This is a genomic window from Streptomyces sp. Pv4-95 (assembly GCF_045782725.1).
GTDB lineage: Bacteria > Actinomycetota > Actinomycetes > Streptomycetales > Streptomycetaceae > Streptomyces.
On record NZ_CP127172.1, the window covers coordinates 2958251 to 2971135 of the forward strand.

General features: G+C 73.4%; 11 protein-coding genes. 2 read left to right on the forward strand and 9 right to left on the reverse strand.

Going from position 1 to position 12885, the window contains the following annotated elements:
- Nucleotides 1-55 precede the first annotated feature (55 nt).
- Complete coding sequence (locus QOM21_RS12965; RefSeq protein WP_407550047.1) at nt 56-3067, forward strand: flippase-like domain-containing protein; 3012 nt, start codon at nt 56-58, stop codon at nt 3065-3067.
- Between the two features lie 27 nt (nt 3068-3094).
- Here the strand turns inward: QOM21_RS12965 and QOM21_RS12970 are convergent, their stop codons facing one another.
- From QOM21_RS12970 to QOM21_RS12980, 3 genes are read right to left on the reverse strand one after another with little or no spacing between them, the layout of a single operon-like run.
- Nucleotides 3095-3424 (reverse strand): hypothetical protein, encoded by a 330-nt coding sequence (locus QOM21_RS12970; RefSeq protein ID WP_407550048.1) that lies wholly within the window; start codon nt 3422-3424, stop codon nt 3095-3097.
- A 39-nt stretch (nt 3425-3463) separates the two neighbouring features.
- Nucleotides 3464-4297, reverse strand: coding sequence for an amidohydrolase family protein (locus tag QOM21_RS12975; RefSeq protein ID WP_407550049.1), 834 nt, complete (start codon nt 4295-4297; stop codon nt 3464-3466).
- Nucleotides 4298-4319: 22 nt separating this feature from the next.
- Nucleotides 4320-4847 carry a GNAT family N-acetyltransferase gene (locus QOM21_RS12980; RefSeq protein WP_407550050.1) on the reverse strand — a complete coding sequence of 176 codons (528 nt, stop codon included), beginning with the start codon at nt 4845-4847 and terminating at the stop codon, nt 4320-4322.
- A 72-nt stretch (nt 4848-4919) separates the two neighbouring features.
- On the opposite strand from QOM21_RS12980, the gene QOM21_RS12985 reads away from it, so the two are divergent.
- A complete protein-coding gene (locus QOM21_RS12985) occupies nt 4920-5498 on the forward strand; it encodes a TetR/AcrR family transcriptional regulator (RefSeq protein ID WP_407550051.1) in 579 nt (192 codons plus the stop codon).
- Between the two features lie 101 nt (nt 5499-5599).
- On the opposite strand, the gene moeZ is transcribed toward QOM21_RS12985, so the two are convergent.
- From moeZ to QOM21_RS13015, 6 genes are all read right to left on the reverse strand, one after another.
- A complete protein-coding gene (moeZ, locus tag QOM21_RS12990) occupies nt 5600-6778 on the reverse strand; it encodes an adenylyltransferase/sulfurtransferase MoeZ (RefSeq protein WP_407550052.1) in 1179 nt (392 codons plus the stop codon).
- A 70-nt stretch (nt 6779-6848) separates the two neighbouring features.
- Nucleotides 6849-7661 carry a spherulation-specific family 4 protein gene (locus QOM21_RS12995; RefSeq protein ID WP_407550053.1) on the reverse strand — a complete coding sequence of 271 codons (813 nt, stop codon included), beginning with the start codon at nt 7659-7661 and terminating at the stop codon, nt 6849-6851.
- Nucleotides 7649-8605 (reverse strand): NAD-dependent epimerase/dehydratase family protein, encoded by a 957-nt coding sequence (locus QOM21_RS13000; protein ID WP_393896675.1) that lies wholly within the window; start codon nt 8603-8605, stop codon nt 7649-7651. Before QOM21_RS13000 ends, QOM21_RS12995 begins: the two co-directional genes overlap by 13 nt.
- 268 nt (nt 8606-8873) lie before the next feature.
- A complete protein-coding gene (locus tag QOM21_RS13005; RefSeq protein WP_407550054.1) occupies nt 8874-10184 on the reverse strand; it encodes a hypothetical protein in 1311 nt (436 codons plus the stop codon).
- On the reverse strand, nt 10181-10453 hold the full coding sequence (locus tag QOM21_RS13010) for a hypothetical protein (protein WP_407555658.1): 273 nt from the start codon (nt 10451-10453) through the stop codon (nt 10181-10183). Before QOM21_RS13010 ends, QOM21_RS13005 begins: the two co-directional genes overlap by 4 nt.
- A 106-nt stretch (nt 10454-10559) precedes the next feature.
- The gene (locus QOM21_RS13015) at nt 10560-12623 is read right to left on the reverse strand and encodes a DUF3492 domain-containing protein (protein WP_407550055.1); all 2064 of its coding nucleotides are present in this window, start codon (nt 12621-12623) and stop codon (nt 10560-10562) included.
- Nucleotides 12624-12885: the final 262 nt, after the last annotated feature.

The window sequence follows — 12885 nt, forward strand, 5'->3', positions numbered from 1 at the left end:
CCCTGATGCCCCGCTCCACCGCCCGGCCGTGCCACCATCTTCCGGACGGTGACTGGTGATACGAGATCAAGAAGAGACGGACGAGCAGCAGGGTGCGGTGCCTCCACGGGAGGCGGGCGCCCCTGACGCGCTGGCCGTCGGCGCCTCCGACGCCGCCCAGGAACCGACCGCCCGGACCAGGCGGTCGAAGCGGCGGCAGGCGGCGGAACAGGGGAAGCACCAACGGGAGCCGGCCACGGCTTCCGCTACCGAAAAGGCGAGCACGATCGAGAAGGCCGAACGACCCGACGATTCCCGGAGACCGGAAGGGCCCACGGAGCCCGAGCCCCCCGAGCTGCGGAAGGAGGAGCGCGAGCAGCCTCAGGCCGAGGACCGGGACGCCGAGGACCGGGATACCGAGGCGGGCCGCGGCACGCCCCGGACCGGCTCGCACCGCGCCGACCTGGTGGCCGACGAGTGCGGCGAGTTCCACGTCGACCGCGTCTCGGGCGACGAGCCGCTGCTGCCTGCCCGCGTGCACCGCCCCGCCGACCTGCTGCGGCTGCTGCTCGGCATCGCCGGGATCGCGCTCGTCCTGGGCCTGGCCACCTTCGCGCACGGCACCACCCAGGGCCTGGAGAACGACATCGGCAAGGGCGCCGGACAGGCGCCGCAGCTGCTGATCAACCTGGCCGGACTGACCTCCAGCGTCGCGGTGCTGATCGTGCCCGTGGCGTTCGCCGTCGAGCGGCTGATCAAGCGGGACGGCCTGCGGATCGCGGACGGCGTGCTCGCCGCCGTACTCGCCCACGGCGTGTCGCTCGCCACCGACCTGTGGGTCGCCGAGGCCGCGCCGCCGTCCATCCGGGACGCGCTCACCCAGCCCCTGGAGAACGGCGCGCTCACCCCGCCCGTGCACAGTTACCTCGCGCCCGTCATCGCCTATATGACGGCGGTGGGGATGTCGCGGCGTCCGCGCTGGCGGGTCGCGATGTGGTTCGTACTGCTGCTGGACGCCTTCGCGGTGCTGGTCGGCCGCTACACCACCCCGTTCGCGATCGTCACGACCGTGCTGATCGGCTGGACCGTCGCCTACGGCACCCTCTACGCCGTCGGCTCCCCCAACGTCCGACCCACCGGCCAGAACCTCCTCGCCGGGCTGCGCCGCGTCGGCTTCCACCCGGTCAGCGCGATGCGCGCGGAGGACGCCGCCAACCCGGACAGCCCCGACAGCCCCGAGCACGCCGACCGGGGCCGCCGCTACATCGTCACCCTGGAGGACGGCCCGCCGATCGACGTCACCGTCGTCGACCGCGAGCAGCAGGCCCAGGGCTTCTTCTACCGCGTCTGGCGCCGCCTCTCGCTGCGCGGCATCAACCAGCGCCGCAGCCTGCAGTCGCTGCGCCAGGCCCTGGAGCAGGAAGCGCTGCTGGCGTACGCGGCGATCGCGGCCGGCGCCAACGCCCCGAAGCTGATCGCCACCTCCGAGCTCGGCCCGGACGCGGTGATGCTCGTCTACGAGCACGTCGGCGGCCGCGACCTCGACGCGCTGGCCGATGAGGAGATCACCGACGCGCTGATGCACAGCGCCTGGCGGCAGGTCGAGGCCCTGCAGTCCCGGCGGATCGCCCACCGGCGGCTGGTCGGTGACGCCCTTTTGGTGGATCGTTCCGGCAACATCGTTCTGACCGAGCTGCGCGGCGGTGAGATCGCCGCCGGCGACCTGGTGCTGCGGATGGACATCGCCCAGCTGCTGACCACCTGCGGCCTGCGGGTCGGCGCCGAGCGGGCGGTCGCCGCGGCCGTCGAGGTGCTCGGCCCGGACGCGGTCGCCGACAGCCTTCCGCTGCTCCAGCCCATCGCGCTCAGCCGCACCACCCGCGCGACGCTGCGCCAGCTCGCCCGGGAGCGCTCCAAGCGGGAGCGTGAGGCGGTGCTCGCCGCGTCGGAGGCCGCCAAGGAGGCCCGGGAGGCGCTGGCCGCCGCCGGGACGAAGGACCGCAAGACCCTGCGGGCCGAGAAGATCGCGGAGAAGAACGCCGAGAAGCGGGCCCTGGACGAGGCCACGGAGGAGGCCCGCGAGGAGGACCTGCTCTCCCAGATCCGGCAGCAGGTGCTGCTGATCCGCCCGACGGCGGTGATCGAACCGGCCCGGCTGGAGCGCCTGAGCCCGCGCATCCTCATCAGCTGGATCGCCGGCGCCTTCGCCGTGTATCTGCTGCTCTCCCAGCTCACCGACTTCAACCTCGGCGATGTGATCAGCGAGGCCCAGTGGGTGTGGGTGCTGGTCGCGATGTTCTTCTCGGCGCTCACCTACATCGCCGCGGCGATGAGCCTGCTGGGGTTCGTCACCGAGAAGGTGTCGTTCGTGCGCACCGTCGTCGCGCAGATCGCCGGCAACTTCGTGAAGCTGGTGGCGCCCGCGGCGATCGGCGGTGTGGCGCTCAACACCCGCTTCCTGCAGCGCGCGGGCGTCCGTCCGGGCCTTGCCGTGGCGAGTGTCGGCGCCTCCCAGCTGTTCGGTCTCGGCAGCCACATCCTGCTGCTGCTGACCTTCGGCTATCTGACGGGCACCGAGCGCACCCCGCAGATCTCGCCCTCCCGTACGGTCATCGCCGGCCTGCTGACCGTGGCCGTGCTGGTCCTGATCGTCACCGCGGTGCCGGCCCTGCGCAAATTCGTCTCGACGCGGGTGCGGTCGCTGTTCGCGGGAGTGGTCCCGCGGATGCTGGACATCCTCCAGCGGCCGCGGAAGCTGGTCACGGGCATCGGCGGGATGCTGCTGCTGACCGCGGCGAACGTGATGTGCCTGGACGCCTCCATCCGCGCGTTCGGCGGCGGCGACAAGATCAGCTACGCCAGCATCGCGGTCGCCTTCCTCGCGGGCAACGCACTGGGCTCGGCCGCGCCGACCCCGGGCGGTGTGGGCGCCGTCGAAGGCGCGCTGATCGGTGCGCTGACGTTCGCGGGGCTCACCGCCGACACCGCGTTCCCGGCGGTGCTGCTGTTCCGGCTGATGGTGTTCTGGCTCCCGGTGCTGCCGGGCTGGGTGGCCTTCAACTACCTGACCCGCAAGGGCGAGATCTGAGGACCCCGGCGGGGCGCCGCAGGGTGCTCAGGGCGACGGCGTGAAGCCTTCGGACCAGTCAAGGTGGAACGGCGGGCCGGGCGCCGTGGGGTTCCATCCCTCGCGAAGGGCCGCCTCGATGGCGCGGGCGACGTCCGACGGCAGGACGGGACCGGCCTCACGTCCGAGCCAATTGCCCGGATGCGGCTGGTTGGTGGTGACCACGAGCGGTGCGCCGGCGGCGTCCGCGTGCTCGACCGCGAACCTGCACGGTGTCCAGGCCAGGGACTGGGCGTAGGTCGGCCTGCGTCGCAGTCGCCAGCGGTAGGCCGTGCCGTCGACAACGATGCGTCGTGCTCCCTTGCGGCCCAGCGCCATGACTCCTCCTCGACCCGGGGGGATCCTAGCCAGGCCGGGTCATCTGCCGCCTCGGTCCGAGGGCCTGCGGTCCCCTGCCGTGCCGAGTCCCTCGGGCTCGGGGAGCCGGTAGAACGCGGCGGCGTTGCTCCACAGGACCGCGTCGGCGTGTTCCTCACCGACGGTCCGCACGATGAGCCCGAAGTCGGCGTCCGCGAACGGGCGGCGGGCGCGCGTGGACGGGAGATCGGTGCCGACCATCAGCGCGGTGGGATCGGCCTTCATGATGGCGGTCATGGTGTCGGCCGGGTCGAGGTCCACGCGTCCAAATCCCGTGGCCTTGACCTTGACGCCCTTCTCGACCAGCTTCAGCAGGTGCGGCAACCCCTCGCGGTGCAGGCCGAGGTGGTCGATGCTGACCGCGGGCAGTGCCGTCAGGGTCGACGTCAGGTCAGGCAGGTCACGTGCGTCGATGTAGAGCTCGGTGTGCCAGCCGGCCACGTCGTGGACGCGGCGGGCGAGCCGGTCCAGCGTGTCGAGTGTGGCCGATCCGCCGCGGCGTACGTTGAAGCGGACCGCCCGTACCCCGGCGGCGTCGAGGCGGGAGATCTCCTCGTCCGTCACCGTGGCCGGGACCTGCGTGACCCCGGCGTAGGCGGGGCCGAGCGCGGTCAGCGCGGCTTGCAGATAGCCCTGGTCGAAGCCCTGGAAAGACCCCGAGACCACCGCGCCGCCGCGGATCCCGAGTCCGGCGACGCGCTCGCGATACTGCTCGACGGTGAACGCCGCCGGCAGATAGCCGTCGTTCTCGACCAGCGGGAACCGCGGGTCGATGATGTGCAAGTGGGCGTCGAAGACGGGACGTTCGAGCCGCTGCTGATCACTCTCGCTCATGCCGGCACCTCCGCGGTCGCGTTCAACCCTCGGTCCGAGGGGCGTACAGGTCGAGATCCCAGTTCTGGCCGACGAGATCGTGGCCGAAGCTGTGGTGGTTCTCCTCGTCGGTGAGGGTGAACCCGAAACTCTCGTAGATCCTGCGCGCGGACACCAGTACGTCGTTGGTCCACAGCGTCACCCGCCGGTAGCCGGCCTCACGCGCGAAGGCCAGGCATTCCTCGACGAGACGGGTGCCGAGGCCAAGGCCCCTGGCAGCCGGGGTGACGAGCAGAATCCGCAGCTTGGCCACGCCTGGTGCGTCTCCGGCGACCAGGAAGACGCAGCCCGCACGCTCGCCGTCCACCTCCGCGATCCAGGCCGCCTCGGTGGCCGGGTCGTGCTGCGCGCCGTACTCGCCGACGATCTTCGCCACGAGCGCCTCGAACCCGGCGTCCCAGCCGAACTGCCGGTCGTAGACCTCTCCGTGGGCCATCACCGCCCAGCCCAGATCGCCCGGGCGGTCGGCCCGGCGCACCACGACGTGCGGGTGCCGGCCTTGCCTCGCCATGGTGACCCTCCGATGCCCATCCTTCACGAACCGCAACTGACACGACCGTGTCAGTAGCTTTAGGCTAGGCGCATGCCCCCGAAAGCGCCAACGCCGTCCGCGCGGCAGGTCGAGCTGCTGGAGGCCGCCTACCGGTACGCGCTCACCCACGGCCTGTCCGACCTGTCCCTGCGCCCGCTGGCCGAGGCCATCGGCTCCAGCACCCGGGTGCTGATGTTCCTGTTCGGCAACAAGGACGGCCTGGTGCGGGCGCTGCTGGCCCGCGCGCGCACCGACGAGCTGGCGATCCTGGACCACCTCAGGCGGGCCGACGGGCCGGTCGGCCTGGTACCGGCGGTCGACCAGGTCTGGGCGTGGCTCGCCGCCGGCGAACACCGCCCGCTGCTGCGGCTGTGGGCCGAGGCGTACGCCCGCTCCCTCGTCGAGCCCGATGGCGCCTGGGCCGGCTTCGCCCGCGCCACCGTGCAGGACTGGCTCGATGTGCTGGCGGACTGCCAGCCGGCGTCGGAGCGGGAGGGCGAGGACGGCGCCACCCGCCGCACCCTCGCCCTGGCGGTACTCCGGGGCGCCCTGCTCGACCTCCTCGCCACCGACGACGAGCCCCGGGTGACCGCCGCCGTCCGACAGCAGCTCACCCTAATGCGCGGCTGAGGCGGGCAAGGCCCCCTACCGCTCGGACGACGCCGCCAACGGCGTCCAGGCAGCAAAAAGCGGGCTGCGACCAGAAGTCGCAGCCCGCTACGTCGAAGCGATCAGTAGATCGGCTTCTCCGGCTCGACGGTGTTGACCCAGCCGATGACGCCGCCACCGACATGCACCGCGTCGGCGAAGCCGGCGGACTTCAGGACCGCGAGGACCTCGGCGGACCGGACACCGGTCTTGCAGTGCAGGACGATCTTCCGGTCCTGCGGGAGGTCCTGGAGGGCGGTGCCCATCAGGAACTCGTTCTTCGGGATCAGCCGGGCGCCCGGGATCGAGACGATCTCGTACTCGTTCGGCTCGCGGACATCGATGATGTCGATCTTCTCGTCGGCGTCGATCCACTCCTTGAGCTGCTTCGGAGTGATCGTCGAGCCGGCCGCCGCCTCCTGGGCCTCCTCGGACACGACGCCGCAGAAGGCCTCGTAGTCGATGAGCTCGGTGACGGTCGGGTTCTCGCCGCAGACCGCGCAGTCGGGGTCCTTGCGGACCTTGACCTGCCGGTAGGTCATCTCCAGCGCGTCGTAGATCATCAGGCGGCCGACGAGGGGGTCGCCGATGCCCGCGAGAAGCTTGATGGCCTCGTTGACCTGGATGGAGCCGATGGAGGCGCACAGCACACCCAGCACGCCGCCCTCGGCGCAGGAGGGGACCATGCCGGGCGGCGGGGGCTCCGGGTACAGGCAGCGGTAGCAGGGGCCGTGCTCGCTCCAGAACACCGACGCCTGGCCGTCGAAGCGGTAGATCGAACCCCAGACGTACGGCTTGTTCAGCAGCACGCAGGCGTCGTTGACCAGGTAGCGGGTGGCGAAGTTGTCCGTGCCGTCCACGATCAGGTCGTACTCGGCGAAGATCTCCATGACGTTCGTGGAGTCCAGCCGCTCTTCGTGCAGATTGACCGTGACGTGCGGGTTGATGCCCAGGACGGTGTCCTTGGCGGACACGGCCTTGCCGCGGCCGATGTCGGCCTGGCTGTGGATGATCTGGCGCTGGAGGTTCGACTCGTCGACCTCGTCGAACTCCACGATGCCCAGCGTGCCGACGCCGGCCGCGGCCAGATACATCAGCGCGGGCGAGCCCAGGCCACCGGCGCCGACACACAGCACCTTGGCGTTCTTCAGCCGCTTCTGCCCGTCCATCCCGACGTCGGGGATGATCAGGTGGCGGGAGTACCTGCGGACCTCGTCGACGGTGAGCTCAGTAGCTGGCTCGACCAGGGGTGGCAGCGACACAGAAGACCTCAACAAGGGATTGGTCGATCTCAATACGATGGTTCTTCCCGTAACACTGCCACGCCCTTCTTCATTCCGAGACACCCGGTCCGATGCGCGAGACGAATTCGTCCCAGTAGCCGGGCAGCGACTCCCAGGCATTTCCGCCCTGGTCACGGCGGTCGGTGAAGTACACCGTGCCGGCGCCCTGCCAGCGCGCGATCCGCAGCGCCTCGTCCAGATGCGTCCGCGGCACGCCGTGGACGAGGTGGCAGAACCGCTCCGGCGGGTAGTCGGCGGTCCACTCGGCCACCTGTGACCAGCGGTAGTCGGCCCAGGCTCCGGTGAAGGTGACCAGCTGGTCGGCGGACTCGGCATAGCCGGGGAACGGGTGCGAGCCGTGCCCGAAGACGAGGTACGAGTCGTCGAGGAGCGTGCGCAGGGTGGTGGCGATCCGCCGGGTCTGGGGCAGCAGTGTCCGGTCCGTGGGACAGCGGTCCATCCAGAAGCCGTCCACCTTGTACCACTCCAGATAGCGGTGGGCGTCGGAGATCAGCTCGCCGAAGGGGCGCGCACCGCGCCCCGTGTCGAGGTGTCCCAGCAGCCGGACACCCGTCTCGCGAAGGCGGGCGGCGGCGGGCATGCAGTGCGGGTCGGGGCGCGCGCCGGGGCCGTTGGAGACGTTGAGCACCGCCCAGTGCACCGGTGCCACCGGGACGTAGCCGTGGCCGGGCCGGTCCCGTAGGGGTTCCGGCGGCAGTACGAACCCGCGTGAGCAGCGGAGCAGTTCGGCCCATTCGGTGGGCGCGAGCAGCGGGTGGGCGAAGCCCGGCACCCCGACGCCGAGCGGGCCGGTGCCGGTCGGGGCGCGGGTGGTGTCCGCGGGGGTGCTCAGATACGACATGCGGCCTCCATCCAGATGTCGGCGAGGGACTCCTCCAGGCCGATCCGCGGGCGCCAGCCGAGCCGGTCGCGCGCGGTGCGCACGTCCGCCTGCTGCCAGGTGCCGCAGCCGTCGGGGTAGGGATAGGTGGCGGGCGGTGCGCCTGCCGGGTGTTCGGCGGACGGGCCGGGGATGACCAGCCGCGCGGGCGGTGAGTCGAGTTCGTGCAGCGAGCCGGCGAACCCGGCGACGCGGGCGAGGACGGACGCGGCCTCGCGCAGCCGTACGGCGCGGCCGGTGCCGATGTTGACGACGCCCTGCGCCGCGGAGAGCGAGGCGGCGTGCACCGCGCGGGCGATGTCGCGGACGTCGACGAAGTCCCGCTGGACGCCGAGACCGCCGAGTTTCAGCTCGCTGTCGTTGGCCTGCATGGCACGGCGCATGGCCTCGGCGAGCCGGCCGAGCGGTGAGCCGGCCGGGGTGCCGGGGCCCACCGGTGAGAAGACCCGCAGCACGACGGCGTCGAGGCCGGAGCCCAGGACCAGCTCGGTGGCGGCCAGTTTGCTCACGCCGTACGGCCCTCCGGGGCGGGGCACGGCGTCCTCCGCGGTGGAGGAGCCGGGCTGCGAGGGCCCGTACTCGGAGGCGCAGCCCAGGTGGACGAGCCGGGCGCCGCAGCCGCTGCGGCGCAGCGACTCGCAGATGGTGGCGACCGCGACGGTGTTGTGGCGGGTCAGGTCGCGGGCGCCGCCGCGGGTGGCGCCCGCGCAGTTGACGACGACGCCGGGGTGGACGGCGTCGAGGAAGCGGGTGAGCGCGCCGGGGCTGCCGGTGGCCAGGTCGAAGCGGACGTCGGCGTCGTCGCCCCGCCCGAGGGCGGTGAGCTGGACGGCCGGGTCGGCGAGCAGACGGTCGGCGACGTAGCGGCCGAGGTAGCCGTTCGCGCCGATGAGCAGCACCCTCATCGTGCAACCCCCCGGTGCCCGTGGCGTGTGGTCGGGTGGACGTTCATGTGTCGCGCTCCTATGGCGGATGGGAAGTGGTGCGTCGGCTTCGGCCGCGGGTTCCGCGTCCGCCCTGGGGGCGGCCACGTGGGGGGTGGGTTCTGCGGCGAAGGGGGCGAAGCGGCGGAGGCGGGGCGCCGTTTCGGGGGTGGTGCGTGGTGTGGGGGCCCGTGAGGGCGGTTCGTGCGGGGTGCCGCGGCGGTGTGGGGGCCGAGGGATATCCCGAGGGTCACGGCCGGTCCGCCTCCGCGGCCGGGGCGGGCGAGTGCGCCCAGGCTCCGGTCAGCGCGCGCAGGCCGTACAGGAGCAGGCCGAGTGCGGCGGCGGTGCAGGCCACGGCGGGGACGGCGGCCGGTCCCGCGGCCGTGGTCAGCGCCTCCACCGGGCGGCCGAGCGGGGCGAGGCCCGGGAGCCGGGCGGTGAGGACGGTGACCACGGCGAGTGCTTCCAGGGCGGCGGCCGAGGCGAGCCCCGCCGCGGCCGCGTCGCGGAAGCCGTGCACGGTGAGCAGCCGGGCGAGGAAGAGCAGCACGCCCAGGGCGGTGGCCGCGGCGATCTCCCTCGCGCCGGTGCCCCCGAGGAGCAGCCCCGTGCCGACGAGCAGCGCGACCTGTGCCGTGAGGAAGAGTCCGGTGGCACCGAGCAGTAACGGCCGTACCCGTGCGGCGAGTTCGCCGAGTCCGCGGCTGGTGGCGAGGCCGCGCCTGCCGCGTACCGCGAAGAAGCGGGCGCACCAGGCCGCGGGGGCGACCGCGAAGGCGAGTGCCACGGCGGTGGCGACGGCCGGGTGGGGGTGTGCGTGCGGCAGGTCCGGGCCGCCGGCCAGCAGTTCCGTCAGCAGCCAGTCGCCGCAGAGGGCGTAGCCGGCGGTCCAGCAGATCCACGGTGTCGCGGAGGCGCCGTGCCGGCGTGCCCGCAGGGGACCGGACCGTACGCTCAGGCGCACCGCGAGGGCGACCAGGACGACGCCGGCGAGGGCGACCGCGGGCCGGGTCCACCAGGTGGTGGGGGCTGCGGAGGCGAGTGCGGCGACGGCGGCCGCGCAGACGGCGCCGGGCAGGAGGTGCAGGACGGCGCGCACGCTGCGGGAGCGGGGGGCGGGCTCCGGCCGGGGCGCGGCGACGGGGGCGGGCTCGGCGCGCGGGACCCGGGCGTAGAGCTCTTCGGCGAGGGAGAAGACGTCGCGGTGCCGGCAGCGTGCGGCGGTGCGGTCGGTGACGCCGTGTGCCTCCAGGCCCGCGGCGATCTCCAGTGCGTCGACGGCGCGTGCGCACAGTTCCTGGTGGCGGTGCATCAGGGCCCTGACGGGGTCGGCGGGGCCGCGGCGGGGCGGTCGCGCGGCGGGTTCCTTGCGGGTGGCCGGTGGCGGGGAGGGCGCCGCGGACTGCTGACCGTCCAGGCCGGCCGTGGGTGTGGCGGGCCGGTCGTCGGTGTCGATCGTGCCGATCGGAGCGGCGGACCGGCCGTCCCGGACGCCGTGGCCCCGGGGGGTGAGGGGGCCGTCGCCGGGCGCGGTGCGCTGTGTTCGGGGCGCGGTCATGCCGTGTCTCCTCTTCCTGTCCCTGTGGCCTGGGCGCGGACGGCTTGGGCCGAACAGGAGAGGGCGGCGCGGCGCCGCGGCGGACGGGCCGCCGGGCGCATGCGGCCGGCCAGGGCCGGGCGCACTCCGGTGCAGACGGGGAGGGCTGCCCGGCCGGCGGCTCTGCGATGGCCGTGCGCCACATCCGTCATACCCGTCGCCAACGCCACGCCGATCACGCCCACGGCACACACCACGTCCAGCACGCCCGTCACCACCGTCATGTCCATCACGCTCACCACGTCCGCCTCATCGCCTCTGGTCTTTGTTCGTCGTCCGCCGCGCCGGGCCGATATCGGTCCGGCCCGCGCGCGGGCCGCGGCTCCTCGCGTCCGCTCATGGGCCCGCCGTTCGCCCGGGCGCCGGGAAGCCGCCGGCTCCGACCGGCACACCGGCCGCGGGAGCGTCCCCCGCGAAGAGGGAGAAGCCGTCGCCGTCCCGCGAACCGTCGGCGGCGCCTTGACCGGCACCCGCACGCCTCGGCGCCCCGCCGTCGGCAGGGCCCGCGCCGCGCTCGCAGTACGCACCGGCCTCGCCGTACGCGCCCAGCGGCTCCGCCGTTCTCGCGGACGGCACCGCTCCCCCGCCCGGGTGCTCGGCCGTCGCCCGTAGCGTCCGCACCGCCGCGCGCTCCGCCTCGGGCGTCGCCCAGCTCGGTGTGCGCCCGGCCGACGCGGCGCGGGTGGCCGCACCGGGCGCGGCCCAGCGGCCGGGGACGTGGGACTCCGCGGGGCGGGCGAAGGGGTGCGGCACACCGTGGGCGTCCAGCGCGCCGGACTCCGCCGCGCGGCCGGGAGCGCGCGACATCAGCTCCAGGTAGATGCCACGAAATGCCGCGACGTTCTGCTCGACCGTGAACAGCTCCAGCGCCCGCGCACGGGCCGCGGCACCGAGCCGTGCCCTGCGGGCCGGGTCGCCGAGCAGCGCCCGGCAGGCGTCGGCGAGGGCCCGGGGGTTGCGCGGCGGGACCACCAGACCGGTGCCGCCGATGGCCTCGCAGACCGCGCCGACGTCGGTCGAGACCGTGGCCCGACCGCAGAACATCGCCTCGACCAGGGAGCGGGGAAAGCCCTCGATGACGCTGGAGAGCACCACCACCGCACCGGACGCGTAGGCGTCCTCCGGGGTCGGCACCTCCGGGCTGCCGATCTCCTCGAAGCTGACCGGGTTCTCGCCGACGGTACGGGCGTCGGCGGCCTCGTCGGGGAACAGTTGGGCGGCCAGGGCCCGGCAGTGCGCGAGATAGCCGGGGGCCTGCGGATCGCGGCCCGGCCCGCCGACGATCCGCAGCGTGGCGTCCGGCTCGGCCTTGCGGATCTCGGCGAAGGCGTGCAACAGGGCGACGATGTCCTTGGCGGGTTCGATGGCGCCGACCCACACCAGGGTCTTGGAGTCGTCGGCCGCGGCGTCCGGGACGGCGGCGAAGCGGCGGGCGTCCATGCCGGGGTAGACCGTGCGCAGCCTGGCCCGGTCGGCGCCGCAGCGCTCCTGCCAGCGCCTCGCGTGGGTGTTGCCCGGCGTGATCAGCGCCGCCCGGGCGTAGGTCTCGGCGGTCAAGGCCCCCTGGAAGGCGGCGAGCAGGGCGCGCACCGGGGCGGTCAGGGGGGATGCGGCGCGCGCGAGGTAGTGCTCCCGCAGCCGTACGCCGTACTCGGTGACCAGCAGCGGGGTACCGAAGAAGCGTTTGGCCAACAGGCCGGGGAGGGCCGCCGCCCCGGCGGAGGTGGCGTGGCAGAGTTCCACACCGCCGAGCCCGCGGCCTCGGTCGTCCTCGCCGCCGCTGTCGCGGCAGTTGTCGCCGTACCAGTCCAGCGACAGCGGACGCAGGGCGATTTCCAGCTGCTCGGTGACGGCGAGCAGGTCCTGGATCTGTGCGCCCTGGGCGGCGGGCAGCCCGCGGGGAGCGCGGCAGGCGCGCTCCAGGAGGCGTACGGCTTCCTCGGAGCGGAGCAGTGCGGGGAGTCCGCCGTGTTCGCGGGCCAGTTCGGCGAGCCCGTAGAGACCGGTGGCGAAACGGTCCGCCTGCCCGTTCGCGGTGTCGGTGGCGGACTGCGGGCCGCCGGTCGCGTCCGGGGTGTGCACCGGGGTGAACGCCGCGGTGAGGTTGCCGAAGTGCTCGGCGAAGGCACGGCGTTGTCGCCGGCCCGCGCCGCGGCCCCGGCGCTCCTCGGGATGTCTGCGGTGCTCCTCGGGGAACTCGCCCCACAGCGGCGCGCTGCGCACCAGCCCGACGTGCGGGGGCAGTTCGACCCGGCCGCGGGCCTCCTGGCGGGGGTCGGTGCTCAGGGCGTAGATCTCGAATTCATGGCCGGTGAGCCCGCGCACGAGCCGGTCGCACCACACGCGCGACTCACCGGATGCATACGGGTAACCACCCTCGGTGAGCATTCCGATGCGCACGAGTGCACCCCCGTCCTCCCATATCGGCGTCCTTGGCGCGGCGGACTCGCCGCCACCTGCAGGAAGAAGCTACGCAAAGGGGCCGGTGGTGCGATGGACGGTTGTCCATCGCACCACCAAAAGGGGTGAACGCGCGTAACTTTCCCCTTCGGGGCGCGTTTCAACGCGCTATGTGAGGGGCAAGGCACCGTGCGTAGCGGACCCGGCGGGCCGCGACCTGCGGGGCGGGCGCCCGAAACGGCCTCCGGTGGCTGCCGGGAGG

Coding starts and splice junctions, on each gene's coding strand:
- QOM21_RS12970 (WP_407550048.1), bottom strand. CDS start 3,424: ATGGCGCTGGGCCGCAAGGGAGCACGACGCATCGTTGTCGACGGCACG.
- QOM21_RS12975 (WP_407550049.1), bottom strand. CDS start 4,297: ATGAGCGAGAGTGATCAGCAGCGGCTCGAACGTCCCGTCTTCGACGCC.
- QOM21_RS12980 (WP_407550050.1), bottom strand. CDS start 4,847: ATGGCGAGGCAAGGCCGGCACCCGCACGTCGTGGTGCGCCGGGCCGAC.
- QOM21_RS12985 (WP_407550051.1), top strand. CDS start 4,920: ATGCCCCCGAAAGCGCCAACGCCGTCCGCGCGGCAGGTCGAGCTGCTG.
- QOM21_RS12995 (WP_407550053.1), bottom strand. CDS start 7,661: ATGTCGTATCTGAGCACCCCCGCGGACACCACCCGCGCCCCGACCGGC.
- QOM21_RS13000 (WP_393896675.1), bottom strand. CDS start 8,605: ATGAGGGTGCTGCTCATCGGCGCGAACGGCTACCTCGGCCGCTACGTC.
- QOM21_RS13005 (WP_407550054.1), bottom strand. CDS start 10,184: ATGACCGCGCCCCGAACACAGCGCACCGCGCCCGGCGACGGCCCCCTC.
- QOM21_RS13010 (WP_407555658.1), bottom strand. CDS start 10,453: ATGGACATGACGGTGGTGACGGGCGTGCTGGACGTGGTGTGTGCCGTG.